At 49.1% G+C, this 25330-nt stretch carries 26 protein-coding genes; all 26 read left to right on the forward strand.

Translation table 11 applies throughout. The features are described from left to right. The first annotated feature begins 29 nt into the window (after nucleotides 1-29). The 26 genes from HGO23_RS04165 (at nucleotide 30) to HGO23_RS04290 (ending at nucleotide 25318) form a co-directional block, all read left to right on the forward strand. Nucleotides 30-542 (forward strand): terminase small subunit, encoded by a 513-nt coding sequence (locus tag HGO23_RS04165; protein WP_099122572.1) that lies wholly within the window; start codon nucleotides 30-32, stop codon nucleotides 540-542. A gap of 1 nt (nucleotide 543) precedes the next feature. Continuing rightward, entirely contained in the window at nucleotides 544-2016 is a 1473-nt protein-coding gene (locus tag HGO23_RS04170) for a terminase (protein ID WP_209028060.1), read from the forward strand. 12 nt (nucleotides 2017-2028) lie between these two features. Further along, nucleotides 2029-3456, forward strand: coding sequence for an anti-CBASS protein Acb1 family protein (locus HGO23_RS04175; protein WP_209028061.1), 1428 nt, complete (start codon nucleotides 2029-2031; stop codon nucleotides 3454-3456). Beyond that, a complete protein-coding gene (locus HGO23_RS04180; protein ID WP_244967876.1) occupies nucleotides 3413-4381 on the forward strand; it encodes a phage minor head protein in 969 nt (322 codons plus the stop codon). The genes HGO23_RS04175 and HGO23_RS04180 overlap by 44 nt, the downstream gene beginning before the upstream one ends. Nucleotides 4382-4401: 20 nt before the next feature. Further along, nucleotides 4402-5775, forward strand: a complete 1374-nt coding sequence (locus HGO23_RS04185; RefSeq protein ID WP_209028062.1) for a DUF2213 domain-containing protein — start codon at nucleotides 4402-4404, stop codon at nucleotides 5773-5775. Between the two features lie 5 nt (nucleotides 5776-5780). Next, nucleotides 5781-6209 carry a hypothetical protein gene (locus HGO23_RS04190; protein ID WP_209028063.1) on the forward strand — a complete coding sequence of 143 codons (429 nt, stop codon included), beginning with the start codon at nucleotides 5781-5783 and terminating at the stop codon, nucleotides 6207-6209. Nucleotides 6210-6218: 9 nt separating this feature from the next. Continuing rightward, the gene (locus tag HGO23_RS04195) at nucleotides 6219-7310 is read left to right on the forward strand and encodes a major capsid protein (RefSeq protein WP_209028064.1); all 1092 of its coding nucleotides are present in this window, start codon (nucleotides 6219-6221) and stop codon (nucleotides 7308-7310) included. A 9-nt stretch (nucleotides 7311-7319) separates the two neighbouring features. Beyond that, nucleotides 7320-7568: a hypothetical protein gene (locus tag HGO23_RS04200; RefSeq protein WP_209028065.1), complete on the forward strand. Its 249-nt coding sequence runs from the start codon at nucleotides 7320-7322 to the stop codon at nucleotides 7566-7568. After that, on the forward strand, nucleotides 7546-7914 hold the full coding sequence (locus tag HGO23_RS04205; RefSeq protein WP_244967877.1) for a DUF7370 family protein: 369 nt from the start codon (nucleotides 7546-7548) through the stop codon (nucleotides 7912-7914). Before HGO23_RS04200 ends, HGO23_RS04205 begins: the two co-directional genes overlap by 23 nt. Before the next feature lie 2 nt (nucleotides 7915-7916). Next, nucleotides 7917-8264 (forward strand): hypothetical protein, encoded by a 348-nt coding sequence (locus tag HGO23_RS04210; RefSeq protein ID WP_209028695.1) that lies wholly within the window; start codon nucleotides 7917-7919, stop codon nucleotides 8262-8264. A 1-nt stretch (nucleotide 8265) separates the two neighbouring features. Continuing rightward, the gene (locus tag HGO23_RS04215) at nucleotides 8266-8634 is read left to right on the forward strand and encodes an HK97 gp10 family phage protein (protein ID WP_209028066.1); all 369 of its coding nucleotides are present in this window, start codon (nucleotides 8266-8268) and stop codon (nucleotides 8632-8634) included. Next, nucleotides 8631-9005, forward strand: coding sequence for a phage tail termination protein (locus tag HGO23_RS04220; protein WP_209028067.1), 375 nt, complete (start codon nucleotides 8631-8633; stop codon nucleotides 9003-9005). Before HGO23_RS04215 ends, HGO23_RS04220 begins: the two co-directional genes overlap by 4 nt. 51 nt (nucleotides 9006-9056) lie before the next feature. Beyond that, nucleotides 9057-9575, forward strand: coding sequence for a hypothetical protein (locus tag HGO23_RS04225; RefSeq protein ID WP_244967878.1), 519 nt, complete (start codon nucleotides 9057-9059; stop codon nucleotides 9573-9575). A 64-nt stretch (nucleotides 9576-9639) separates the two neighbouring features. Continuing rightward, nucleotides 9640-10347: a DUF6246 family protein gene (locus HGO23_RS04230; protein ID WP_209028068.1), complete on the forward strand. Its 708-nt coding sequence runs from the start codon at nucleotides 9640-9642 to the stop codon at nucleotides 10345-10347. Nucleotides 10348-10623: 276 nt separating this feature from the next. Beyond that, nucleotides 10624-11190: a phage antirepressor N-terminal domain-containing protein gene (locus tag HGO23_RS04235; protein ID WP_209028069.1), complete on the forward strand. Its 567-nt coding sequence runs from the start codon at nucleotides 10624-10626 to the stop codon at nucleotides 11188-11190. A 196-nt stretch (nucleotides 11191-11386) separates the two neighbouring features. Beyond that, on the forward strand, nucleotides 11387-12025 hold the full coding sequence (locus tag HGO23_RS04240; protein ID WP_209028070.1) for a hypothetical protein: 639 nt from the start codon (nucleotides 11387-11389) through the stop codon (nucleotides 12023-12025). Nucleotides 12026-12137: 112 nt separating this feature from the next. Then, the gene (locus HGO23_RS19565) at nucleotides 12138-13091 is read left to right on the forward strand and encodes a hypothetical protein (RefSeq protein WP_244967879.1); all 954 of its coding nucleotides are present in this window, start codon (nucleotides 12138-12140) and stop codon (nucleotides 13089-13091) included. Between the two features lie 132 nt (nucleotides 13092-13223). Next, nucleotides 13224-16652 (forward strand): tape measure protein, encoded by a 3429-nt coding sequence (locus HGO23_RS04250; RefSeq protein WP_209028071.1) that lies wholly within the window; start codon nucleotides 13224-13226, stop codon nucleotides 16650-16652. Between the two features lie 32 nt (nucleotides 16653-16684). Then, entirely contained in the window at nucleotides 16685-17020 is a 336-nt protein-coding gene (locus HGO23_RS04255) for a phage tail protein (RefSeq protein ID WP_209028072.1), read from the forward strand. Then, nucleotides 17017-17721 (forward strand): phage minor tail protein L, encoded by a 705-nt coding sequence (locus tag HGO23_RS04260; protein WP_209028073.1) that lies wholly within the window; start codon nucleotides 17017-17019, stop codon nucleotides 17719-17721. The genes HGO23_RS04255 and HGO23_RS04260 overlap by 4 nt, the downstream gene beginning before the upstream one ends. A gap of 2 nt (nucleotides 17722-17723) precedes the next feature. Continuing rightward, nucleotides 17724-18437, forward strand: coding sequence for a C40 family peptidase (locus HGO23_RS04265; protein ID WP_209028074.1), 714 nt, complete (start codon nucleotides 17724-17726; stop codon nucleotides 18435-18437). After that, nucleotides 18380-18958: a tail assembly protein gene (locus HGO23_RS04270; RefSeq protein WP_209028075.1), complete on the forward strand. Its 579-nt coding sequence runs from the start codon at nucleotides 18380-18382 to the stop codon at nucleotides 18956-18958. The genes HGO23_RS04265 and HGO23_RS04270 overlap by 58 nt, the downstream gene beginning before the upstream one ends. Next, nucleotides 18958-23049: a TipJ family phage tail tip protein gene (locus HGO23_RS04275; protein ID WP_209028076.1), complete on the forward strand. Its 4092-nt coding sequence runs from the start codon at nucleotides 18958-18960 to the stop codon at nucleotides 23047-23049. The genes HGO23_RS04270 and HGO23_RS04275 overlap by 1 nt, the downstream gene beginning before the upstream one ends. Then, on the forward strand, nucleotides 23049-23363 hold the full coding sequence (locus tag HGO23_RS04280) for a hypothetical protein (protein ID WP_209028077.1): 315 nt from the start codon (nucleotides 23049-23051) through the stop codon (nucleotides 23361-23363). The genes HGO23_RS04275 and HGO23_RS04280 overlap by 1 nt, the downstream gene beginning before the upstream one ends. Nucleotide 23364: 1 nt before the next feature. After that, on the forward strand, nucleotides 23365-24045 hold the full coding sequence (locus tag HGO23_RS04285; protein ID WP_209028078.1) for a hypothetical protein: 681 nt from the start codon (nucleotides 23365-23367) through the stop codon (nucleotides 24043-24045). Nucleotides 24046-24199: 154 nt separating this feature from the next. Further along, the gene (locus tag HGO23_RS04290) at nucleotides 24200-25318 is read left to right on the forward strand and encodes a phage tail fiber protein (RefSeq protein ID WP_244967946.1); all 1119 of its coding nucleotides are present in this window, start codon (nucleotides 24200-24202) and stop codon (nucleotides 25316-25318) included. Nucleotides 25319-25330: the final 12 nt, after the last annotated feature.

The raw sequence follows: 25330 nt of genomic DNA on the forward strand, positions 1-25330 counted from the left end.
TAGTGATTTATTCTGAATGAGGGAAGGAAATGGCACTCACCGACAAACAAGAGATGTTTTGTCGCGAGTACCTCGTTGATTTGAACGCGACACAAGCGGCTATTCGTGCGGGGTACAGCGAGAAGACTGCAAACCGTACTGCATCTGAGAACTTGTCAAAACCTGATATTCAGGCACGTATTGCCGAACTCAAAGCAGACCGTAATGAAGAAGTCGGGATCAACGCGACTTATGTATTAAAGCGGCTGGTTGAAATTGACCAGATGGATGTGCTCGATATTCTCACGGATGGCGGCGAACTCAAGCCCGTCAAAGACTGGCCCAAAGTGTGGCGTACCACCTTATCTGGTCTGGAAGTCCTTGAAGTGGGCTCACAGGATACGGCTGCGTTACTCAAGAAAATCAAGTGGCCGGATAAGGTGAAGAACCTTGAGTTGCTTGGCAAGCATATCAGTGTTCAGGCTTTCCGTGAGCAGGTGAAAAAAGAGCACGATGTTGTTGGCACATTATCTGATCTGATGGACGAATTGTCTAAGGGATAATATGAAGCCGGAACATTTAGCGTTACTGCGCGATAAGCTCTGGCGACTCAACAATCTCTACTGGATAACGAACAAAGAAGGCCGTCCGGTCAGATTCAACATGACCCCAGAGCAGTTGGAGTACTTCGAAGGTATTCACACCCGTAACATCATTCTCAAAGCCCGTCAGTTGGGGTTTACTACTGAAGTCTGCATTATCCAGCTCGATGCCGCATTATTCGAATCAGCCCGATGCGCCCTGATTGCTCATACCTTAAATGATGCCAAGCGCCTGTTTAGGGAAAAGGTCAAATATGCCTACGACCGATTGCCTGGCGAGATTAAGGCGGCGAACCCTGCCAGTAATGACGCGGCGGGGGAATTAGTCTTTCAAAAAGGGGGATCGCTGTATGTCTCCACTTCATTCCGTGGCGGCACATTACGTTATCTGCATGTGTCCGAATTCGGCAAGATTTGCGCCAAGTTCCCCGACAAAGCGCGTGAGATTGTGACCGGGGCATTTGAAGCCGTCTCAACCGATTGTTTCACCACGATTGAGAGTACAGCAGAAGGGCGAGCGGGTTATTTCTTTGACTACTGCCAGACTGCCGAGAAAGCCCTGATACAAGGCAAACGACTCTCTAACCTAGACTGGAAGTTCTTTTTCTTTTCATGGTGGAAAAACCCACTGTATGCCATTGATCCGGTAGAACCCACACCGCAGCGATTGTCTGATTACTTTGCTGAACTGAGAGTAAAGCACGGTATCACTCTCACCGAACGCCAGCAGGCTTGGTATCTTGCCAAAGAGAAAACGCTGGGTGATGACATGAAGCGGGAATATCCCTCGATCCCCGCCGAAGCCTTCCAGCAATCGGTTGAAGGGGCTTACTACGCCAAACAGTTCCGATGGCTGTACGAAAACAAACGCATTGGCAAACTGCCGGATAACTCACATCTGCCTGTCCATACGTTTTGGGATATCGGTGTGGGGGATTCAACGGCTATCTGGTTTGTGCGTGAGGTGGGCGAAGAGTTTCACGTTATCGACTACTACGAGAACTCAGGCGAAGGGCTGCGGCACTATATGAAGGTGCTGAAAGACAAAGGTTACACCTACGGCGAACACTGGGGGCCACATGATATCGATAACCGGGAATTTGGTTCAGATGCGAAATCACGCCGGGAACTGGCGCGAGAAGGGTATGAAATTGACGGTCAGCGTTATTCGCTTATCTTCAAGGTCGTACCGAAAGTGGCGGTAGATACCGGTATCGAATCTGTGCGTGAAATACTGCCTAAGTGTGTCTTTGACGAGGAAAAATGCGGTGAAGGCATTTCCCATCTGGAAAGCTACCGCAAAGAGTGGGATGACAAACGCGGCTGCTGGAAAGATAAGCCCTTGCATGACTTCACGTCACACGGTGCTGATGGTTTCCGTTATTTTGCTGTGGCTAAGAATAACCGCAAGGCAGTCGGTGCATTTTTCTTTTAAGGAGCGTCTTTCGTGAGTGAAAGCAAAACAGAATTTCTGGTAAACAGTCTGGCGGATACGTTGGCCAAGCGGATGCTGTATGTATCAGGCGGTGTCAGTGGCAATACCAAACGCACCAATATCTACGCGGAGTTCGGTTATCCCGAACGGCTCACCTTTCGTGAATATTACAACGCCTATGAACGTAATGCCGTGGCACATGCGGCGGTGCATCGTTTGCTGGAGGGTTGCTGGCAGGATAACCCGACCCTGATTGACGGTGAAGAGCAGAAAGAATCTATCGTCACCAGTGCATGGGAAAGGGAGGTCACGAAGCTGCTCAAACCGTTCTGGGCGAAAATCAAAGATGCTGACCGCCGTAACATGATTGGGCATTACTCAGCCCTGCTGATTCAGGTTAAAGACAACCAGACATGGCGTGAGCCGATTGATACCGCAGTGGTGTCGCGGTTAAAAAATGAAGCACTAGTGAACTTAATCCCGGTTTGGGAACAGCAACTCACGGTGGCGGAATGGGATTCTGATATCAACTCAGACACCTACGGGCAACCGACGATGTTCAATTTTGATGAACGTCCGGTGGGGCAGGTTGACGTTCAGGGGCCCGCAAAGCAACTCTCTATTCATCCCTCACGCGTCATTATCTTGTGTGAAGGGGCAGAGGATGGCGATATTTTCTCAGGCACGCCGCTACTGAGGGCGGGTTATAACAAACTATTGGATATTGAAAAGGTATCCGGTGGCAGCTCAGAAGGCTTCCTGAAGAATGCGTCCCGTCAGATAGGCGTGGAGTTTGATAAAGAAACCAACCTACACGATATCACCACTGCGGCGATTCAGGCTGGCTATCCGGACTTAGGTGCCGCGCTGGAAGATAAAATCAGTAAGCTCAACCGGGGGACGGATTCCGCCGCTGTGATGCAGGCCGGCAAGCTGAATGTGTTGTCAGTGACACCGGGCGACCCAACACCAACATGGGAAGTGACGACCCGTGAGTTTTGCGCGTCTGTGCAAGTGCCGTTTACCGTGTTGTTTGGTACGCAAACCGGAAAGCTAGCCGGTGATAAAGACGATGCCACATGGAAAGTCCGCCTGAACGGTCGTCGCTGGGGATTCTTAACGCAATATGTTACCCGGCTGATAAAACGTTTGTGGGAAATTGGCATTATTGACCCGCCACAATCGGGTGAGGTCACGATTGCCTGGTCTGATATGCTCGCCGTCAGTGAGCAGGAGAAGATCGACAACATGATTAAGATGGCAGAAGCGGCACTGAAAACCCAGCAGGCATTCGGCACACCGATATTCACGCCAAATGAAATTCGTACCGTGGGCGAGCTGGAGCCGTTGGAAGACGAACCGGAGCCACAAGGGGCAACAGGAGATCCGCTGACTGATGACCAAGAACAGAATCGGCACCCCGGTCATACCGAGAAATAAACGCGACCCGACTCAGTCATACCGACCCGTTAATAAGATGTTCCGGGATATCGAACAGCGGTATTACGGCATCAAAAAAGCCCTCAGACAGCTCTTTGATCTGCAATTAACCGGCAGAACGCAGGCAGGCAATGCCGGGCTATCGCATACCCTGCACGGTAACACACTCTATCAGGTCAATGCGGGGAGTTTTATCTATGACCTGTCAGCTCCTGAGCTGGCCTTACTGCTTGAGCGGATACAAAGCATTCTGGACGAATACCTGCTGGCAGGGGGTAAAGACCAGCTATGGGCTTTCGGCTATGTGGCGGAGGAGTACCAGCGCGGAACCGTAAACGCTTATACCAACCTATCGGTACAATCCGCCGTCTATGCCCAGCACACCACGCTTTCAGCTCTGCTATCCATGCCTGCTTATCAGAATCAGGTGGCGGCGGCGCTCGCATCCACTTACAGCGACTGGAAAGGGTTGTCTGATGCGGCAAGGGCAGATTTATCCCATGTCATAGCTGAGGCTATCGCTCGCGGAATTAATCCCAGAGAGACGGCGGCGATTATCAGCAAGCGCCTTGATGTGTCGATGAGTCGAGCGAAAAACATCGCCCAGACGGAGCAGGTCGGGGCATTGCGGCGAGCCAACTGGAACGAAATGGCATGGGCCAGCGAGCGGTTAGGGTTAAATACCCGGCTGCTTTGGTTATCAGCCCTGAAACCCACGACCCGGCAATGGCACGCAGTACGGCACGGGAAGCTCTACACCAAACAGGAAGTAGAGGAATTCTATGCTAAAAACGGCAACCGCTACCGCTGCTACTGTGCGCAACAGCCGGTGGTGCTGGCTGATGACGACAAACTGTATAACACTGGCCTGACAGCGCGGCTGGACGAAGAGCGCCAAGGCTGGCAGGGCAATTCATCTAAGTAACAATTCAAAGAGGTGACAGCATGGGATTCTTTGGAATTCATGTTAAGTCACTGGCCTTAAACTCCGCCAATATCTCAACAGAATCCCTTGATGGTGATGCGCATATCGTCATTCGTGGCGTGGTGCCTGTCGTGGATGATGTTGTGATGAATGGAGGGTTATATCCCGCCAGTGAGATTAACAAAAGCTATCAGTCAATGGAGGGGAAACAGGTGCCTTACGGACACCCCAAAATTGACGGTCAGTATATTTCGGCTGATATGCCCAGGGCGGTGAATCAGTTTCATATCGGTGCCTGGGCGGAGAACGTCCGCAAAGACGGTGACCGGGTGATGATGGATGTGAAGGTCAACCGGCGATTTGCCGAATCCTCCGAGAAAGGAAAAGAGTTTCTGGCTCGTGTGGATGACATTATCGCCGGGAACAGTGCCGATCCTATCCATGTTTCCACCGGATTACTGCTCCAGCGGGAACAAAATAAGGGGAAGTCAAAAGGCAAGGCGTATAGCTGGATTGCCCGGAATATGCACTTTGACCATATCGCCGTCCTCCCCGCCAGTGAGCCGGGTGCGGCGACACCGGAGGAAGGTGTGGGGATGTTTGTGAACGCTGACGGTGAGCAAGTTGAAGTCGAACAGGTCAATCTGTCTGATGCAGCCAATTGCACCCAAGAGAGGCTGATTGATAAGACGAAGTTCTTCTTTAGCAACGCCGCCAATTTCTCCTTTGACGACATTTATTCTGCCCTGAGAGCGAAGTTAAAAGCCATCGACACCGAAGATGACTGGCCTTATCCGGAGACAGTCTGGCCTGACAAATTCATTTACTACCACTCCGGTAAAACCTACCGGCAAAAATACCTCATGAACGATGACGGCACAGCCGAACTCGTGGGTGAGCCTGTGGAAGTGGTACGCAAACCCACTGAATACGAAGAAGTGAAGACCAATAAGGAACATAACCCGATGAAAGACATGATTATCAATGCCCTGAAAGCCGCCAACCAAGCCACGGACGGCAAATCTGACGCGGAATTGCTGACGGCCTATAACGCGCTCAAGGAGAAAGAGAAGCAGGATCAAGACAGCAAAAAGAAAGCAGAAGACCAGAAGGCGAGGCAAGCCGCCAATAACGCTTCTCAGCCCCCGGAATGGTTTAAGCCTTTCGTAGAGAAACTCACTGCGATTGAGTCTGGTCTGACTGCCAATGCGGATAAAGCAAAAGCAGACAAACGCGCGGCAGTCAAAGCGAAATTCGGTCTGGATGACATGGCAGTTAATGCGCTGGATGGCGCGGCACTTGATGGGCTGTATGCACAGTGCCAGACCTCAATGGGGCTGAATTCAGCTTTTACCCATAACCCTTCTGAATCATTCACCTCAATGCCGGAGTAATAAACATGGCGAAAAACGGAAAACGCGTTATTCATGCAGGTGGTTTATTTCCTAACCCGATGCTGAACAGGGAAGGTGCGGCAGCGGCAGATACCCTGCCCGGCACCATGGGTTATTTTGACAAAGGCAAATTCAAGGCCGCTGTCGATGGCAAAGAGGCAGCCATGCTCTATGTCGCCAATATCGACTATCTCCGCTGCCAGACCGTGGACGATCCCATTAAGGCGGGCGGTGTGGTTGTTGCTATGCAACCCATAGCGGGGATGTTCCTGAACCTCCGTGCGGCTGCCGGAACGTACAAAAAGGGGCAACCTGTGGCCGTGGCTAACGGTCAGATCACGGCGGCAGGTGAAGGTGCTGCCGTCTTTGCCTATATCGAAGAAAACAACATCACAGCCAAAGCGGGCGATCTGGTTCGCGTCGTATTCAAGTAAGGAGACAACATGCTGGTATTTTCAACCAAAAGGGCAACCGAGACCGGAAACCTTGAAGCCAACCAAATGCAGTTTGGTGAACTCGAAGCGGCCCGTAATGCTTCGGCACAGGCCGTGGCTGACTTTTTTGCCCGTACCCGCTGGCGAGGGGATGCCGCTAACACGCCGGAGCTGAATGCGGTCAATGCCATTGACGATATTCGCCGTCTGTATCGCACGTATGATCAGACCGTACTGGCAGAGTTTGAGCCGAATACGGAATTCACTTTGTTGAATGACCTGATGCCACTGTCTCGTTCGGTACGTCTGGAAGAGTCGGTGTATGAGTATGCGCGTACCGGTGGCAAAGGCTGGGCGCATACCTCCATGAGCGGCCAGATTGGTGCGGCACTGGATGCGCGTACTTATAGCTTTGATGGCACGATGGTGCCGATCCACGACTCTGGCTTCAAATTCCAGTGGCGTGACCCGATTTTTAACAAAGGTTCGGCACTGGCCTCACTGGCCGATGCGCAACGCGGTTCAGTTGATAACGTGCGCCGCCAGTACATGGATTACATCTTTAACGGCTTCCGTGATGAGGAAGGCAACTACATCCAGTTTGACGGCAAGACGTGGAAGGGCCTGAAAGCCGATGAACGTGTTGGCATGGTGGATTTAGGCGCAGGTGGCCTGAATATTGATTTCACCCAAGCGGTGGCAAAATCGATCCGTGAAGGAGCCATCGCCCTGCGTGACACCTTGCGCCTGAAAAACAATATGTATGCGGAACAGACGTGGTATGTCTCCGGTAACATCCTGTCCCACTGGGAGAAGATTTACTTTGATGTGAATTCGACCCGTACCGTACTGGAGGAAGTACAGAAACTGACCGGTATCAAAGCTATCAAAGAAGATTTCGAGCTGAAAGGCAATGAAATCATGGTCGTGCCGTTGGGGGCGGGTGTTATCGCGCCTATAGTGGGGCAGGCATTTGGGACGGTTGCCGATCCGCGTCCGTTCTACAACTCAGACTATGTGTGGCGTACATGGGGTGCGGCTGGCCTGATGGTCAAGACCGACATCAACAATAAACACGGCATCTTGTTCGCAAAAGGGTAAGGAATCGTTATGGCATTGGTGAAAGTGATTGCAGGTAATCTGTTTTCGGGGGCCAGTCTCCAAAAACTGGCGGTGGGTGATATGGTGGAAGTGGATCAGGCTACGGCGCAGCGGTGGGCACGCATTGGCTTGGCTGCGCTGATTGAAGACCGGGTGTTTTACGTCGCTACACCGGCACAGGATACTCCTGATTCTGAAAAACCACCCAAAGGCAAAGGGAAAAAGGATAAACCCGATGATGCAGATAACACTGAATGACATCAAGCCGATGATCGCCGAACAGGGGTTTACCTTGCCTGATCCCGTACTGGAACTGCTGTTAAATCAGGTCAATGAAACTGCCAGGTGCATGGCGGATCAGGGCTATGCCGAAAAGCTGCAACAACTCTTGCTTATCTATGCCACCGTGCGTCTGGCCTCCCTGTCCGGGGCCAGAAAAATTGCCTCACAAAGTGCGCCTTCGGGCGCTTCCCGTTCATTTGCGTATGATTCTTCCGGTACGGATTACCTGCTCAAACAGATTAAAGCGTGGGATACATCTGGTTGTTTGTCTGGCTTACCGCTGGAAAGTCAATCGGTCGGCTTCTTTGATGTGGTGGGGTGATGATGAGCAGTATTGCTAACTGGGGCTATACGGCCCCTTGTACGTTCTGGAAGCGGCTGGAGACGGATGAATATGGACACTCACTGGGTTATGAAGCGCCGAAAATCATTCTGTGTGAATACCAAGGTGGACTCTCCAGCAAGCTATCCGGTGTCGGAACTGAACTGATCGCCAAAAACACCTTCTGGACGGAGTTTGCGGAGGCATCCATCGGGGATTATATCCTGATTGGTGAATCATCTCATCCAGACCCGATTGCAGCAGGGGCTAACGCAATTAAGTATGTCACTTTTGATGCAGACACCTTCGAGCGCTTTGCAGATGATTATATCTTAGTAACAGGAGCTTGATATGGGCGTCAAAGTCACCGGTATTCGTGAAGCACAATCCCGGCTCAATGCCTTAATTGGCGATATCCGGGGGCACAAAGTGGTTCGTGCTGTGTATAAGGCGCTGTATATCGGTAGTACGCAGGCGGCACTTTATACTCCGATTGATACCGCCACACTGATTAATTCCCAGTTCCGCGATGTGCGCTTTGAGGGTGTCCGGCTCACGGGGCGGGTGGGCTATTCGGCAAACTATGCCGTCTATGTCCATGATCCCAACGTGAAGCAGGATTTTCGCCGGGCAACCGCGAAGAAAGCGTTCCTGAAACAGGGCTTTGATGAGATGCGAAAACAGATAGATAACGCTGTCGCACAGGAACTGAAACTATGATGGCCTTTGAACAATTCCGCCATTATCTGGCAAAAGCGGGATTGGTTGACGGTTTTAAAATCCAGATGCTCAACTGGATTGAGCAAAAAGGGGATGACGGTCAGACACAATATATGGTCTTTCAGCCTGCTGGGGGAACAGGTCGGCTGGATGATTTAGGGGCTGACGACAATGTGCAGGTCATTCTGGTCAGCGGACAGAATAATCCCCAACCCGTTATCCAGCACGCCCAGAAGATACTCGATTATGTGGCGGTGCATCCTGATGATGACTGCCTGAACGCGGTCTTTAATCTGGGTGGCCTGCCCGTCCCTATTCCCACCCAAGAGAACCGGTACGTTATCCGGTTGCTCTTTCGCTGTACATCCTAATCAGGTCGCCTCCCGCGGCCTTTTTTATTTTTATCATAAGAGGTTATTCACATGGCAAATTGCCCGGTAGAAACCAATAAACTCATTGGTCGTCATGCCATTATTCGTATTGCTAAAGGGTGTCCTGACACCGCGCCGAAGCAAGCCGCTTTTTTACGGCTTGGGGCGCTGACCACCAAATCGTTCGACCTGTCACCTAATACTCTGACCTCCGAGGCGGATGACTCAAAAGGGCTGGTCGAAAGTGTCGTCACCAGTATGGACTTAACCATCAGCTTTGATGGGGAGTACCGCAAACAGGATAAAAAAGACGATTTCGGTCCCTTACGTCTGTTGAAGGAGATCCCGCAAGAAGTGCAGGCCGGTCGTCAGCCCGCTTACTGGGTGCAGATGGACTTCACCGGTGACAATGCCTTCGTGCTGCAGGGCTATATGGTGTTCACCTCCTGGTCATCGCAGTTCGGTGCGAATGAAATTGCCACCTATTCGGGTGAGTTAAAGGTCAGTGATGCTGATTCGGTGGACTGGCTGATTGAAGAAACGATCAAAAAACCACAAGTAGGCGGGTGATCGTCATTGCTGGTGATTACAAAGGGTGCTGATGCAGTACCCTTGATAATATTCAGGAGGCTTTATGACACCCATGCTTGAAATCGGGGAGATGGTGATCTCCACGGAGAGAAAAGATTTTTTACTGTGTCCCTCATTTGCTGCCATGACCCGTCTGGGCACACCCCGGCAGATTGTGGCGGCTTATACGTTGCTTAACGGAGCAGAAACACAGGCACTGATTCAGCGGGCGATGCTGGCTTACGGCACGATCCCCGACTGGCTGGTTGCGTTAATGCGTAAACCCGTCTTTGGTCGCGCCATCTTGTCAACCGCCATGAGGGTGATACAGGCCTGCTGTGACGAGGATATTGACGACTTGATTGGCGAGTGGCGACCCGGACAAAAAGGCGTGGTGTATCGTCCGGGGGGCCTGCCCGTTAAGAATATTATCCTGATTGCCAATGAACTGATCACTCACGGTGTGATGGGGAAGGTGAAACTGCGAAAACTCCAGCGTCATGAAGGAACTGAAACCTATTCCGACCAATTTAACGCGATTGAATATATCAATGCGGCGCGGACACATTTCAGTATGTCACGAGGGGAAGCGGAACGGTTAACCATGACCGAGTTTCAGATGATGCTGAAAGCCAAATTTCCGGATGAAAAAGGCTTCACCCGTGAAGAATACGATGCCGTGATGGAGGCGGATGATATGCGAACCCGTGATCTGCTCAGTGGCAAACGAAGATTAGTGAGTATAAAGCAGTCAAAAGCTGGAGTTACATAACAATTTGAAAAGTCAGAAATTGTTGCGGTGGTGAATGTCAATTTTCAGATAGAACTCATTGGCTTATGGGTTATTTTCGACATTAGAAAGAGGAAAATGACAACTATATGCGTATAAATAGTTGAATATTCTAGGTGCGTCCCAGTTTTAAATTGACGTTCTTTACAAAAAGTGACAGTTACGTAATTAATAGCGTCCTATTGAAATGATAAGGTCCCCGACTATAGCCGTAGTCAGGGACCTCTAAATTGCCCAGTATTTATTAGGAATCCAAGCGTGACCATTGTAGCAGTTAAGGAAGCCCGCCAAACAATCAACGTTCCATTTTATGGCGCAGATCTTTTTATCGTTTATTACAACAACAAGCCATATGTGCCGATGAAACTCATTACCGAAGGAATGGGCCTCAACTGGACTTCGCAATTCACGAAGCTGAAAACACGCTTTCAGGAAAGTATGGTGAAAATCACGATACCAACAAAACATGGGTTAAGGGCGATGAGCTGTCTTGCTCTGGATGAACTTGCTGGTTGGTTAATCACGATCAACCCCAATAAAGTGAAAGTCTCTGCCAGAGAGAGCGTCATCTGTTACCAAAAAGAATGTCACGATAGGCTTTGCGTTTACTGGGCGACTCATGAAGCAAAAAGGAAAGAACAGATAAAACAGCAGTCGCTGAATTTCAGGTATCTCATTAAGGTGGAAGTCTACGATCATCATTTCAAGAAAACGAATATCTTTACAGGCTGCGCGGAAACACCGGAAGGCATTGTTCATGGCGTTGCTCGGCAATACGGGTATTACATCGAAAATATGATTTCACTACCAGTGCGCATGCTTTGATTTCAAGCCAAGGATGGCTAAAGCCCGATACAAGTTGATACTTTTTAATGTAATCTGATGATTAAATAAACAATCTTGATATAGCCTCGGCTATTGAACCATAGTTTCAAACAGTCTAATATTACCGCAAGGAATATTTCTCAATGAGATAAATATTGATCGCCTGTTTTAGGTGACTGGGTTTGAGGGGGAACATATGCCACAAAGGTTGATACATCCTGAAAAGGTTAACGAAGTTTTCGCTCACTTGAACGAAAGCTCAGATAACCGTGCTCTGTACTCATCTTTGATGGTTGGGGAAGATATCACAAGTCAAATCAAAGGATTGTCTTTTTCTCCTGGCTATCGCATGGTTCGGGTTGATAATCGATTGACAGGCAAGATTAGCCAATCTCATTTTGAGTTAGCGCTAATAAACGATATATCAAAAGAGGTGGCTTATTACAATCGAGTGGTCATACAGCCTGACGTTGTATTGAATTGTCGCCCTGTAACTCAAATTCTTGTTTGGCGCATTAGAACACCTCAGCATCGAGCTGTTCTGCGTGATTTAGCTGGCAGAGTGTTCTTTGATTACCTACTGGAGCGCTACAATGTAATAGTATCTGATATGAATCAGACTAATGACGGCATGGCTTTTTGGCAAGACCGAATGTATGACGCTCTGATGTATAATTTGCATGTTTACGCCTATGACATGATAACTTGCGAATTGCGCAAGGTTGAGACTCAAGATGATGTTAGCCGACAAGAAATGTGGCTATGGGGTGATCCAGAACACCATCAAAACAGACTGGCTATTATTTCTAAAAATGAATTACCCATAGAAGAATAAATAACCCGTCAGCGTATCTTTTTCATTCTTAATGCCACTTAACGTGGCATTTTGCGTTCTTTTGCTCTAATTGGTTGGTATCATGAGTAAAATTTAATAATGAGTGTTTGTTATGGTTAACATCAAAAAAGAAACAAATAATGATATTTTTGTGTGGGATCTTCCTCCTGACTTAGAAAATATTTATGGCACAGTTGTTCATTATTGTATGTCGGCAAGACGGTTTGATAAGAGAATGATATGCAAAGGGTTTAAACTTGAGGATGAAAAAGGTCAACTTATAATCGACAAAATGATTGAGCGAGGAGTGATTGGTCGTCAGGATGATAAAGGAGATTACTTTATTAGTGACATATATAATCATAGTGATTATTTACTGGAATTAGAACGCAAAGACGATGCAGAAAAAGCCAAAAAGAAAAAAGAGGAAGAGAGTCGAATTGATTTATCTAAACTTTTATTTTTTATAGCAATCATAGTTTTTATGGTTTCTCTGTATTTCCTTGTAAGGGAGCCAATGTCTTTGCTAATACTTTTACCATTCTCTCTAGCAGTTGGAGCTTATTCGGATAAACTTCCTAAAGGAATTCCACCTGTAATAGTTATTGTAATCTGTATCTCAACACTTTTGCTGGTTAACTCAATAGCACCAATATTTGGTGATAAGTATGATGATAAAATAGCAATTGAAAGTCCTAGTCATCAGGTAAGTGAAGATACTAACGTGGCTCAGGACTCGGTAAATACATCTTTAGATGAACCCTCTAGTTCTATTACCCACTCAGCAAAGAGTTACACGAAAGAACAGTTAAATGATATGGTCAATTCTGGTAATTATCCAGAGCAACTAAGCCCTGTGACCAGAAATTCTGGTTTGAGTTTTACTGCTTGTAAGAGTTCAGCGTTGGATATGTACAATCAAGTTATTGGTGAATATCCAGCAAAAATAGTAGTTGATTCATCCATCTTGTTTATTGTGAAATTATGGACAAATGATGGTGCTATTGTAATTACTTGTTCCGAACCAGACCAAAAGAGCACAATTACACAATCTCAGTATAAATAAATCAAAACAGAAATCCCCTTATTGTATTGAGAATATGATCTCGTTACCTGTTTGTTCTAAAAGTTATCAATAACCATATTAACTAATAATAACCTCGCTTCGGCGAGGTTTTCTTTTTTCAGGAGCTAGAAAATGGCAGAAGTTCGCGTAGGTAATATCGTTTATCAGGTGCAAATGGACGTAGCCCAACTGTTGACGGCGCAGCATCAGGTAAATAGCAGAATGAATGATCTGGAGCGCAGTATGGGGAGAGCGGATATAGCAACAAGAAGACTTAACTCTTCCATGTCATCATTATCTGCAGTAGCGGCAAGCTTAATTTCGGCACTTTATGTGCGTCAAATTGCAAGTTATGCCGATGCCTGGACTAGCGTTAATAACAAATTAGTTAACTCCAAGAAAGCACACGAAGAGCTTAATGAAGTGACTACGCGTGTTTTCGATATTGCCCAAAGAACTAGAACAAGTTTAGATGCGACTTCCACATTATACGGGCGCCTTGAAAAAGCGACCCGAACATTAAATATGAGCGCTAAAGAGCTGGGTGATATGACCGAAACGATGAACAAAGCACTCATTGTATCAGGAGCTACTGCGGCAGAATCATCAAGCGTATTGATTCAGTTATCACAGGCTTTGGCGGCGGGTGCATTGCGTGGAGAGGAATTCAATTCCGTTAGTGAAAACGGTATACGGATAATGCAAGCTATTGCGGATCATCTAGGTAAAGATATCGGTCAGTTAAAGGAAATGGCAGCGCAAGGTAAACTGACCTCCAAAATAGTCATTGCTGCAATGAAGGCGAGCGCAGATAAAATTTCCAAGGAATTCGCTAAAACCACTTCGACGATAGAACAAGCGTTCGTTGTTGCTAATAATAACGTGACTAAGTTCGTAGGTGAGTCTAGCAAGGTCAGCACAGCAGCGAATATATTCAATAAATCATTGGTAACACTGAGCGGCAATCTGGATACCTTTTCTACCGCTATCGGCATGGTAGCATTGGCGGCTGTCGCTAAGTTTAATGGTGCACTAGCAAATAAAGTTAAAGCGGTACAAGTATCGGTACAAGCCACAAATGCAGAGACTGCTGCTGCTCACACCAATGCTTTAGCGACAGAACATGCCGCCATTGCTGCCAATCGCAAAGCTATTGCCGACAGGGAACAAGCAATACTTGCTGTTCAGGTTGCTGAAGCTGAATTTGCTGCAGCTAAAGGAACTCAAGCTGAAATGATGGCAACGAATGCGCTTATTGAAAGGAAACAAGTTCTTGCGGCCACAAATCTTAGTGTTGCTACCACAGGCAAAACAGCCGCTGTTGCCACTGCTGCTGTGGGTGCTACCGCTGTAAAGGCATCCGTGGGATTACGGCTACTGAGTAATGCGTTTGCTTTTGTGGGGGGATGGTTTGGCCTTATCACTATCGCCGCAGGAGCTCTTTATTACATGTATGAAAAAACCAAACAAGCATCAGACGGTGCGAGGGAATACGCAAAGAGTTTAGGTAATGTTGAAGAAAAACTCAAAGATTTGAGCGCGGAAGAGGTTGCTGCTGAAGTTGATAAAATGAATAAATCTATCAAGCAGATGGAAACTGACGCCAAAAATGCAGCGCAAAAAGTTGATGAGTTGCAGAAGGAACTCGATAGACTCAAAAACCCTAAACAAAGAACCATCAGGATTGCCACTAACATGTATAACGGGCTTGATATGGATCAAGCTGAGAAAGCCGTTGCGGAAGAAGAGAAACAAGCACAAGAGGCGCTAACGCAAGCTAAGGCTGAAAATGTACGCACAACAAGAGAACTGAATAAAGCCAAAGCAGATTCGGCAATCATGTCCGACATTAGCAACAAAAAGATACAGGAAACCAACAAGCTCATTTATGAACAGGGTAAAAAAGAAATTCCCAATAATGTTAAAGAATGGGAAAACGCGGGGAAAACCTACGGGGAGGTCGTCGAGCTAATAAAAACTAAACTTGGTAGCCTTGGTATTGCGATTAAATCTGTTGGTGGCGATACAGAAGAGGTCAATAAGAAAATGGAGGCCATGATTAAAAAGGCCGAGCGTGAAGTGAGAATTGCCTCAATACCGGATGAAAAAGGCAAACTGAAGCAACAAGCTGAGTTTGATGCTGAAGATGCTGGTGCAAATCCTGAAAGCACCGAACAGCTCGTCAATTTGGTGGTTAAAAAATACGAAATTGAGGAAGAGGATGGCAAACGGAAAAAGGCTGAACAGGAGGCAGAATCTGCGGCTAAAAAGGCGGCGGAAGAGGCAAAAAATCGCTCTCAACAGGTTGAAGGTTCACTTAAACGCCAGCGCGAAGAACTTGAACGCCTCAATACGGGCTACGAAGAAAACAGCCTTGAGATGGCTAAATACGATGCTCGTCAGGCGATGCCTGAGGGCTCTAGTGAAGCCCAGATAAAAGTAGCGGAAGATCTTGCTGCAAAAATTTGGCTGGCTAACCAAGAGAAAAACGACAAAATCAAAGCCTCTGAACTCGATGTTGCAGCGCATTCCGCAGCGCTTCGCCAGAAAGAAGAAGATGACCTCACGAGGATGTACAAGGATCACCTTATCGGTGAAAAAATGTTCCAAGAACAGATGAAAGCGATTAAGGACAAAGCGGCAGAAGAGGAACGACAACGTAAAGTCAATGAGGCTGTATCACCTGCCATGAAAGAGCTTGGAGAATTCGACCCAGTACAAAACCTCATTAATGAGCATGACAGAAAGATAGAGGCTATCAAGCAGTTTGAGCAACAGCATACTGAGCTTAAGGAACAAGCTGAGGCCGCCAGAGCCGCTATTGAAAAGAAATACCAGGAAGACTTGACCAACGCTCGATGGGAACAATGGAAAGGTCAGAATGAAATGTATCAATTTCTGGGGGATTCGCTTGAAGCACTGGGCCAGCGTTCCGCCAATACCATCACCGGGCTGTTAACCGGCACCCAGACCGCCAATGAAGCCATGCGCAATCTGGCGTTAACCATCACCAATGAAGCGGTCTCCGCATTGGTTCAGATGGGAATGCAGCAAATCAAAAACATGATTATCGGCAAGGCGGCTAATACGGCGGCGGCGGCATCAGCAGTTGCCACAGGAGCGACAATTACTACGGCAATGGCCCCGGCTGCGGCTGCGAGTAGTGTCGCGACAATGGGCACAGCCGCGACTGTCGGGATGGCAGCCATGACAGCGGCTGTCCCTGCCATGATTGCCTTACTGGGGGCGCGTAAGAATGGTGGCCCAGTCAGTCCGAACGGGGCATACCGGATTGGTGAAAACAATAAGCCGGAGATATTCAAAGCCAATAACGGTCACCAGTACATGATACCGGGCGACAGGGGTAAGGTGGTCAGCAACCGGGAGATGGGCAAGGGCGGGGGTGGCACTTCTGTTGGCAGTATCAATATTGCCTTTAATGTCCAGACACAGGGTAACTTCTCTGAGCAGGATGCGCGGATGATGTCGGGCATGGTCAGAAAGACCATCTATGATGTATTGACAGATGAGAGCAGGCCGGGCGGCATGCTGAATCAATAACTCGCTTCGGCGGGTTTTTTTATGGGTGAAATATGACAAAACCAGAATTTACTTGGCGACCGCAGGATAACTATGAGGTCAGCCATGAACCGCGCGTCAAAGTGGTTAAGTTTGGCGATGGCTACGAGCAGCGTATCAAAGACGGCATCAATAACCAGTTAAAACGCTACCAGCTCAATTTTGCCGGGAGTGCAGAAACCGGACGCACGATTGATGAATTTCTACGGGCACGGGGCGCGGTGGAATCGTTTGTCTGGCGAAGTAGTGACGATAATCAATTGCGTACGTTTGTGTGCCGCTCGTGGACGGTCAACCGCCATCGTGTACGCTGGTCAGTTAGTTGTGTGTTTGAGGAGGTCGTGGCATGAGAGATATTCCCAAAGAAATGCGGGTTGCCGTCACTGAACTGGGCCAGAACGCGATTCTGAACCTGTATGAAATCGATTTAACGACCTTTGGTGGCGATGTCTACCGTTTCCATGATGGTATGAACGGCAAGTTACAGCCGGTGATTTGGCAGGGGCTGCGCTATGAGCCATATCCGGTGGAGGTGACCGGGTTTGAGATGAGTGGCAAAGGCCCCAGCTCCCGACCGAAAATGGTGTTTGCCAATATCAATGGCTTGCTGACGGCCATCAATCAGGATTTCAATGATGCACTGGGCGCGGTCGTCACTCGTCATCAGGTGCCGGAGTTGTATCTGGATGCGGTCAACTTTCCGAACGGCAACCCACAGGCCGATCCGACCCGTGAGGCGGTGAGCAAATACCTGATAGAACAGAAGCAGGATGCCAACGCGGATTTCGTGACGTATATCTTGGCCTTACCCAGTGAAACAGACGGGGCGCTCATTCCGGCACGGGTGATCCAGGCGGATATCTGTTGCTGGCAATACCGCTCCGCCGATTGTGGCTATGATGGCCCGCCTGTGGCGGATGAAAAAGACCAGCCCACCACTCATCCACAGAAAGACCGGTGCTCAAAGAAATACAGCGGTTGCACTCTGCGCTATCCCCGTCCTTTGTCTATGCCCTTTGGCGGTTTTTTAGGCGCTAACAAGTTAGGTTAATCATGATTGAACAAGACATTATCGCCCACGCGAAAGCGGAAGGGGTGCGGGAATCGTGCGGTCTGATTTCCGGTGGTCGTTATTTCCCGTGCCGCAATATTTCACCGGATCCTGAGCATTATTTTGACATTAACCCCGATGACTGGATAACGGCAGAGTGCTTTGCCGATATCGAGGCCATTGCGCACAGTCATCCCAATGGCAAGCCCCGATTAAGTACCGCCGACCGCACGCAGCAACTCAAGACCGGTTTGCCGTGGTGGTTGGCTTGTGGTGATCGGGTGCATCAATTTCGCCCGGTGCCGCGTTTATTAGGCCGGGAATTTATCCACGGGACACAGGATTGCTATTCGCTGATCCGGGATGCTTATCATCTGGCAGGCATCGAATTAGATGATATCGAGCGTGACGATGCGTGGTGGAATCACGGGCAAAACCTTTATCTCGATAACAGCTTGAGTCAGGGATTTGAGCAGGTGGATGAGATTCAGCCCGGCGACATCATTCTGATTTGTCTGGGGAGTCAAACCCCCTGTCACGGGGCGATTTACCTCGGCAATCAGCAAATTCTGCATCACAGGCCAGATCGCATCAGCAAGCGCGATGTTTATGGCGGTTACTGGCTCAAATACACACATTCAGTCTGGAGACATCCACAATGGTCAAGTTACAGCTTGGAGGCCATCTCAGAAGATTTGGCCGTCGTTATGAGTTAGAGGTGCGTGACGCGGCAGAAGCGGTCAGGTGCCTGTGTTATCAGTTAAAAGGGTTTCAGCAGGCCCTCGCTGACGGGCAGTTCCGTATTCGTATTGCCGGGCGGGATATGACAGAACACTCCATTCCGGCAGGCATGAACCACCCGCTGAATGACGGTGATACGGTCACGATTGTGCCGGTGGTCAGGGGGGCAGGCGGAAATAGCGCGGGGATAGGCATGGCGGTGTTGGGGGTGGTGGCGATTGCTGCCGCCTTCTGGACGGGCGGTGCGTCGATTGGCATGTGGAGTGCTTACACGGCGGGGCTGGCGATGGCGGGGGTTGCACTACTGGCGGCAGGGATGGCGACCATGCTGACCAAAATGCCGGATAGCCCGGAAATGGGTTCCAGCAAAACCGAGGGCAACCGCTATTTTAGTTCACTGGAAAACCGTATCGGGCAGGGTTATCCGGTGCCGATTGCTTACGGTGAGTTGGTGGTGGGGTCGAACGTGATTTCTCAGGGGCTGGAGACAGAATAATGGCAAAAGGTGGTGGCAAGGGCAGTACCCCGAAACTGTTGGATGATAATCTGAAAAATAAGCAGTTTCTGAACATTGTTGATCTGATTAGTGAGGGACAGATTGAAGGGCCGGTCGGTGGCCTGCAGGGGTTCAGAATTAACGGAACGCCTGTTGTAGATAAAAGCGGTCATCCCAATATCCACGGGGTCACTGTTCAGTGGCGGGCGGGGACGCAATCTCAGGAGCCGTTAAGCGATTATCCGTTTGTCGAAAGTGAAATTCCGGTCAGTGTCGAAGTCAAGAAAGACATGCCGATACTCCGATCGGTATCGAACCGCGATGTAGACAGGGTCAGGTTTACCGTGGGCGTCAGCCAGCTCGTTAAAACCGATGATAAGGGCAATCAGGAAAACAGCTCTGTGCAATTGTCTATCGATGTGAATGATGGCTCTGGCTGGTATAACGCCAAATTTGTGCATATTGGCCCGGCAAAAATCAGCGGACAATATCTGGAATCCCACACCATTGAGGCCCCCAAGAAAAAGCCGTTCCAGATCCGGGTGTCCCGCTTAACAGAAGACAGCAAAAGCGACCGGCTGCGTAATGGCACGGTTTGGGCCAGTTATACTGAAATTACCGATACTCTGATGAGTTACCCCAACAGTGCTGTGGCGGGGATGCGTATTGACCGCTCACTGTTTGCTGATACCCCTAAGCGTACCTATCACATCAAGGGCATGATTGTTCAGGTGCCGGATAATTATGCCCCTGAGACGCGGGAATATAAAGGGGTCTGGACAGGGCGTTTCAAGCCTGCTTACACCAATAATCCGGCCTGGATATTCTACGATCTGGTGACCAACACCCGTTATGGTATTGGGAAGTTAATGGGGTCTTTTGGCTGTGACAAATTCGCCCTGTATGCCATCGCGCAATATTGTGATCAGCTTGTGCCGGATGGCTTTGGGGGGATGGAACCCCGATTTACCTGTAATGCCTATATTGCAAATCAACGTAAGGCACGGGATGTGCTGGATGATCTGGCTTCGGTCTTTCGGGGTATGCAGGTCTGGAACGGGCTGCAACTGACCTGTTTTCAGGACAGGCCCACGGATCCGGTCTGGACATTTACCAATGCCAACGTGGTCGAGGGAAAATTTAACTACAGTGCGGCGGCAAAGAAAGCCCGGCATACGATTATTGAAGTCACCTGGGTTAACCCGGATAACGGCTGGAAAGAAGAGCGGGAGCTGATTCAGGATGATGCACTGATTGACCGTCTGGGCCTGAATGTCAAAAAGGTGACGGCTTTTGGTTGTACCAGCCGGGGGCAGGCGCATCGGGTCGGCAGATGGATCATCGAAACCGAAAAGCTCGAAACGGATTCCGTGACATTCAGTACCGGTCGCGAAGGGATTAACTGCATACCGGGTGACATTGTGGAAATAGCCGATAACACGTTCGCCGCCGCGCGTATCGGTGGGCGGGTGCTGGCGTTCTCCGGTAAGGAAGTGCGTCTTGATGCACCAGCCGAGTTTGCCTCCGGTGAGTCCGGTTATTTCTCTTATATGGGCAGTGAAGGGAAGTTTGTCCGGGTGGAGATTGAATCCGTCAGTGGCGATGTGGTCACCCTGAAAGACGTGCCTGCGGGATTACGGCAATGGGGCGTGTTCTCCATCTCCAAGCGATCACTGGTCACTCGCTTGTTCCGGGTCATGAGCATTGCCGAAGACACCAAAACAGGCCATTACAATTTTACCTGTATTCAGCATGAACCCCAGAAAGAAGCCATTGTTGAGAACGGGGTTGATTTTCAGGGTACGCCCGCCACGCAGAATGTGATCCGTATTCCTAATATTGAACGCCTGAGCATGGCTTATATTCAGGACAGTACGCAGGTGCAGGCCCGTGCGATGTGGGCGACTACGACGTTCAACCGCACGATCACCTTTGATATTAGGGTCTATCGTGACAATAAAGTAGTTTCACACGGTAATACTCAAGAGCTGGAATACTACTTCAGTGGGTTAGAAGCGGGTGTGTATACGGTCGGTGTCCGTGCCCGTGACGACAACGGCATGTTGGGTGATGAAGCCAAAACTCAGATGGTGATTGGTGCCCCGGCTGCCCCGTCTGTCATCAATATTGAACCCGGTTTTTTTGAGCTGAAAGCCATTCCACATATCAGCGCCCCTAAGACACTGGAGACGCAATTTGAATTCTGGTTTTCAGAAAAGCCGATCACCAATATCAATGACGTCGAATCCAGTGCTGATTTTCTTGGTATTGCCAAATTCTGGACAAAAGGGAGACTTAAAGCCGGAACAGCTTACTGGTTCTATGTCCGCAGTATCAATGAATTCGGTAAATCGCATTTTGTCGAAGCGGAGGGCAAGCCCGATGATAATGCAAAAGAAATATTAGAAATTACGGGTAAGCAGTTTTTGTCCACGGAAACCGGAAAACGCCTGGCGGAAAAAATTGATTTCAATACCGAGAAATCGATTGAACTGGAGCAGGATGCCCGTGAACTGAGTAACAAGGCCCTTAACCTTGAGCAGCAGATTGGCGATGTCGCTGAAGGGGTGATGACCAACACCCATTTCAGCACCCAGATAAGCCACCATCTGCAAGAAGAGGTACGTGACCGTAAAGCGGATATCACCCGTCTTGAACAGGTGCAGGCCGATGAGCATAAGGCACACGCCAAGTTTCAGGAACAAATCAGTGCTGAAGTGGCAGATAACCGGGCCGCAGTACTGGATGTCCGTGAATCTCAGTCCACACAGGAAAAGGCCTTTGCGAAAGCAGTCAATCAGGTTAAGGCCAGCCTGCAAACAACTGACGATAATCTACAGGATGTGGTTGGGCGAGTCACCCAGAACACCGGTGCGATTGCTAGCGCAACCGATGCTCAGGCGCAGTTTGAACAGACTACCCGTGCTCAGTTTGAAGCGCAACGCAGTAACATCAGTAAGATGGAAAAGACCGTCACGGAGGCTGAAAGTGCAATAGCAGAAGCCCTGATGCAGACCTCAGCCCAGTTCAATTCGCTCAATAACCGACAGCTCGGATCAGAAGCCCGGATTGTACATGTCGAGAAAGCCGTGGCCACTGAGACGAACGCCCGTGCCGAAATGGGTAACCAGATAAACACCCGACTGAAAGACGCAGAATCTGCCCTTGTCGAGGTCAAAAAGACTCAGACCGAAACGGATAAGGCGTTGGTAGACAGTCAGACACAATTGCGGGCCGAAATCCAGAAAGGGGATGCGCGGCTACAGGCAGGCATTGATCAGCAGGCGAATCAGTTATCTGCCATCAACAGCACATTCAATGAACAGAAAACCGCGATTGCTGACCTTGAGAAAACCTCGACATCATTACGGCAAACTCAGCAAAGCCAGTCTGCATCGCAACAAGCCCAGATTACCCACCTGAATGACACGCTGAGTCATCAGGTGCGTTCACAGGCTGAAGCTACCCTGCAACTGGCGGCACAGACCAGTGAATCCGCCGGGGAGCAGCGGCAGATAAGGGCGGCAATCAGCCGGATAGATAAGGTACTGACGGATGAGCGTCAGGCGTTTGCCCAGTCCATTGAAACCTTGACGGCGCAGGTGGGCGAAAACGTCGCTGCCCTGGAAGAGAAAGCGACGGCGGTCTTTGATATCGACGGTAATGGGTATGCCATCAGGGATATTGGGGCGGGGGTGAAATATAAAGGACAGCTCTATAAAGCCGGAATGGTGATTGGTGCGGAAGTGAAAAATGGTCAGGTCATCACCAATATTGGTTTTACTGCGGAGAATTTCGGTTGGTTTAATCCGGCCAGTGGAAAGATGGAGCCGTTCATGATGTCGAAAAACGGTCAGTTGTTTATCCGTGATGCTTTTATAGACACAGCAACAATCCAGAGCCTGATGGTAGGCCTGAATATCCAATCAACCAACTACGTACCGAACCAAAGCGGGTTCAAAGTGGATGCAACTACCGGATTCTTTGAGATGAACGGAGGCAATGGGCAAGCAGGCATTAATATCAAACCTAACGGTATCCAGCTCAAGGATAGTCAGGGCCGGGTCAGAATAGAAATGGTGGTGGAATAATGAGCGGAGTTAAATTTAAGGTCTATCACGATCACGGCGGTTATATAGACCTGCTGGCGGGGATCGGCGTGTTTATCGGCTCCGTGACAGTGGACAGTTTTTTCAACTCGTGGCGTATTCCCGATGAGTATCTTTCTCAGCGACAGAATATCGCGCCTGTTGCGACGATAACATCCAATTACCCGGAAAGTGTGGGCGGGCGTTATCCTGCCCCGCTCAACATTCGGGTATCGGGGGATAAGGTCATATGGGATTTTGAACCCAGCTACAGTACTCATGTCGCCACGACAATTAACGTGTTTATGAGGTACTAATATGCGAGGCATACTGCGGGTGGACGGCAAGGAGTTAGGCGTTTCAAATAGCCAGTGTATGGTGTTGGAAGCGGTCATCGAAGCTGACACATCAGTGAGAGACCAATGGGGGATGTGTATGATGAAAAATCGCCTCTCATCCCCAAAGGGCGCGGATTATGTTTTTTTCTGCACCCCTAAAAACCAAGAGGATTATTGTATGGCCGAAGTTTTTTATCATGACGGCGTGCTGATGTGCGATGAGTACTGCAAAATCTACGCCTACAGAAGGATAAATCACCATGACAAGGTCAGGGGAACGGGGGTGAATATCTATAACGATCAGGGAGGCTTATTTTATTCCTCTTCCGTCCTCCCGCTCCAGATAACGCAAATTATCGACGTCAGCGGTGAGGTGATGAAAATGGACCCTGACTGGGTAGACGGTGGGCCAGTCTACTCTCATGCGGTAGTCCATCCCGTTGAACCCGGGTCAATGGTTTCGGCGACAACGTGTGCCCAACATAGAATCGATCTGTACAACATGGTTTTTTGTCCCAACATATCCAACCGATACAACTATGTAAAAGTTCTTCCTCATTTTCACGGTCAGTCCGCTCACGGCGGGGATACCTACACGAATTATTGGGTCAGGATATGTCATCACATCATCATCGCGAAAGACCCATTTTACAAACAATAAGGAAATTACAATGCTCTATTCACAAGGCACCATCTCTACCGTGTCCGGCTCGGCTATTGTTCGTGGCACGGATATGAAGTTTAAAGACAACCTAAACGGCATTGCGCCAGGGCAGGTAATCATCATCCAGTCCGGCAGCAGCAATTTATTGCATATGATACAGGCGGTGAACTCCGATACGGAACTGGTACTGGCGGATAAGGCTACCGTGACTCTGAATAACGCGACCTACCAAATTCAGACTACGGTGCCGAATTCCATCTCCGATGGCGTGCGGCATATGTGTGCCATTAACAGCAATATCATCCAGTTTCTCCAGAATATGGATCAGTGGATGACCCAGAACGGAACGGTGGCGGTGACGCTGCCGAATGGACAAACCGTGTCACTGCAATCGGTAAAAGCGATGAACGAAGCCATTGCGGGGAAAGTGCCTATTGATCGCAAAATTAACGGTAAATCACTGTCCTCTGATATTCAGTTAATCGCAAAGGATGTTGCAGCCATCAGTGCTAATTCCTTGGGAACAGTGGGAGAGGGGATTCGTTTTCAGGATTTTTTATCAACAGGATTCGCTGTCGTTAACATTCCGCGTATTGACAGGGTTCCTGATTTTCCGGTTGGTTTGTATAACTTCGGCATATTGGAAGTGCAGAGTGAATACTCGGTTGTCTCCCAACGTTATACATCCCATAACGGACATATCGCGACACGGCAGTCGTGGGATAGTGGTGATAATTGGAGTGGTTGGTATACAAATTGGACAACAGCTAATACCCATGTAGACAATGGCGGTATTATCAGGAAAGCTTCCCCCATCATCGAAATCTTTCCTTTAGGTAAGTTCACCACCAACGATGAATCCGAAGGTGCTACCGTCTCTAAATCCGGCCTCGGTCATTATCAGGTTACGGGTGTTTTGGGCTATAACGCGGATGGCGCCTGGGGTGTGCATGGTGGTATTTCCTCGCCGAAGAACAACAACGGACTGGAGCTTATCTACATTGATGACAAGGTGAACAAGGACGGCAGTATCACGATTGAAACCTTCCACCGTCAGCATTCTCATTTACCGGAACGCTTTCAGAACAAGCGGATAAAAGCCCTTGTGAACGGGGAAAAGGTGTACTATCAGGACGGTGAGCCGTGTGATATTCCGGAAGGCTGTCGGTTAGATGTGCGTGTCCAGATGCCGGCGGATTCGGTGTGGAATTTGAAGCAGAGGGAGGTAGGAGTTGTGACTGATATTGATCAGACTGAACCGGTGGAGTAAAGGAGTGATTAA

The organism is Xenorhabdus budapestensis (assembly GCF_017743015.1).
GTDB lineage: Bacteria > Pseudomonadota > Gammaproteobacteria > Enterobacterales > Enterobacteriaceae > Xenorhabdus > Xenorhabdus budapestensis.

What these genes read in the sequence shown, in the direction of transcription:
- HGO23_RS04165 (WP_099122572.1), top strand. Translation starts at nt 30, where the DNA reads ATGGCACTCACCGACAAACAAGAGATGTTTTGTCGCGAGTACCTCGTT.
- HGO23_RS04170 (WP_209028060.1), top strand. Translation starts at nt 544, where the DNA reads ATGAAGCCGGAACATTTAGCGTTACTGCGCGATAAGCTCTGGCGACTC.
- HGO23_RS04180 (WP_244967876.1), top strand. Translation starts at nt 3,413, where the DNA reads ATGACCAAGAACAGAATCGGCACCCCGGTCATACCGAGAAATAAACGC.
- HGO23_RS04185 (WP_209028062.1), top strand. Translation starts at nt 4,402, where the DNA reads ATGGGATTCTTTGGAATTCATGTTAAGTCACTGGCCTTAAACTCCGCC.
- HGO23_RS04190 (WP_209028063.1), top strand. Translation starts at nt 5,781, where the DNA reads ATGGCGAAAAACGGAAAACGCGTTATTCATGCAGGTGGTTTATTTCCT.
- HGO23_RS04195 (WP_209028064.1), top strand. Translation starts at nt 6,219, where the DNA reads ATGCTGGTATTTTCAACCAAAAGGGCAACCGAGACCGGAAACCTTGAA.
- HGO23_RS04200 (WP_209028065.1), top strand. Translation starts at nt 7,320, where the DNA reads ATGGCATTGGTGAAAGTGATTGCAGGTAATCTGTTTTCGGGGGCCAGT.
- HGO23_RS04205 (WP_244967877.1), top strand. Translation starts at nt 7,546, where the DNA reads ATGATGCAGATAACACTGAATGACATCAAGCCGATGATCGCCGAACAG.
- HGO23_RS04210 (WP_209028695.1), top strand. Translation starts at nt 7,917, where the DNA reads ATGAGCAGTATTGCTAACTGGGGCTATACGGCCCCTTGTACGTTCTGG.
- HGO23_RS04215 (WP_209028066.1), top strand. Translation starts at nt 8,266, where the DNA reads ATGGGCGTCAAAGTCACCGGTATTCGTGAAGCACAATCCCGGCTCAAT.
- HGO23_RS04220 (WP_209028067.1), top strand. Translation starts at nt 8,631, where the DNA reads ATGATGGCCTTTGAACAATTCCGCCATTATCTGGCAAAAGCGGGATTG.
- HGO23_RS04225 (WP_244967878.1), top strand. Translation starts at nt 9,057, where the DNA reads ATGGCAAATTGCCCGGTAGAAACCAATAAACTCATTGGTCGTCATGCC.
- HGO23_RS04230 (WP_209028068.1), top strand. Translation starts at nt 9,640, where the DNA reads ATGACACCCATGCTTGAAATCGGGGAGATGGTGATCTCCACGGAGAGA.
- HGO23_RS04240 (WP_209028070.1), top strand. Translation starts at nt 11,387, where the DNA reads ATGCCACAAAGGTTGATACATCCTGAAAAGGTTAACGAAGTTTTCGCT.
- HGO23_RS19565 (WP_244967879.1), top strand. Translation starts at nt 12,138, where the DNA reads ATGGTTAACATCAAAAAAGAAACAAATAATGATATTTTTGTGTGGGAT.
- HGO23_RS04250 (WP_209028071.1), top strand. Translation starts at nt 13,224, where the DNA reads ATGGCAGAAGTTCGCGTAGGTAATATCGTTTATCAGGTGCAAATGGAC.
- HGO23_RS04255 (WP_209028072.1), top strand. Translation starts at nt 16,685, where the DNA reads ATGACAAAACCAGAATTTACTTGGCGACCGCAGGATAACTATGAGGTC.
- HGO23_RS04260 (WP_209028073.1), top strand. Translation starts at nt 17,017, where the DNA reads ATGAGAGATATTCCCAAAGAAATGCGGGTTGCCGTCACTGAACTGGGC.
- HGO23_RS04265 (WP_209028074.1), top strand. Translation starts at nt 17,724, where the DNA reads ATGATTGAACAAGACATTATCGCCCACGCGAAAGCGGAAGGGGTGCGG.
- HGO23_RS04270 (WP_209028075.1), top strand. Translation starts at nt 18,380, where the DNA reads ATGGTCAAGTTACAGCTTGGAGGCCATCTCAGAAGATTTGGCCGTCGT.
- HGO23_RS04275 (WP_209028076.1), top strand. Translation starts at nt 18,958, where the DNA reads ATGGCAAAAGGTGGTGGCAAGGGCAGTACCCCGAAACTGTTGGATGAT.
- HGO23_RS04280 (WP_209028077.1), top strand. Translation starts at nt 23,049, where the DNA reads ATGAGCGGAGTTAAATTTAAGGTCTATCACGATCACGGCGGTTATATA.
- HGO23_RS04285 (WP_209028078.1), top strand. Translation starts at nt 23,365, where the DNA reads ATGCGAGGCATACTGCGGGTGGACGGCAAGGAGTTAGGCGTTTCAAAT.
- HGO23_RS04290 (WP_244967946.1), top strand. Translation starts at nt 24,200, where the DNA reads ATGATACAGGCGGTGAACTCCGATACGGAACTGGTACTGGCGGATAAG.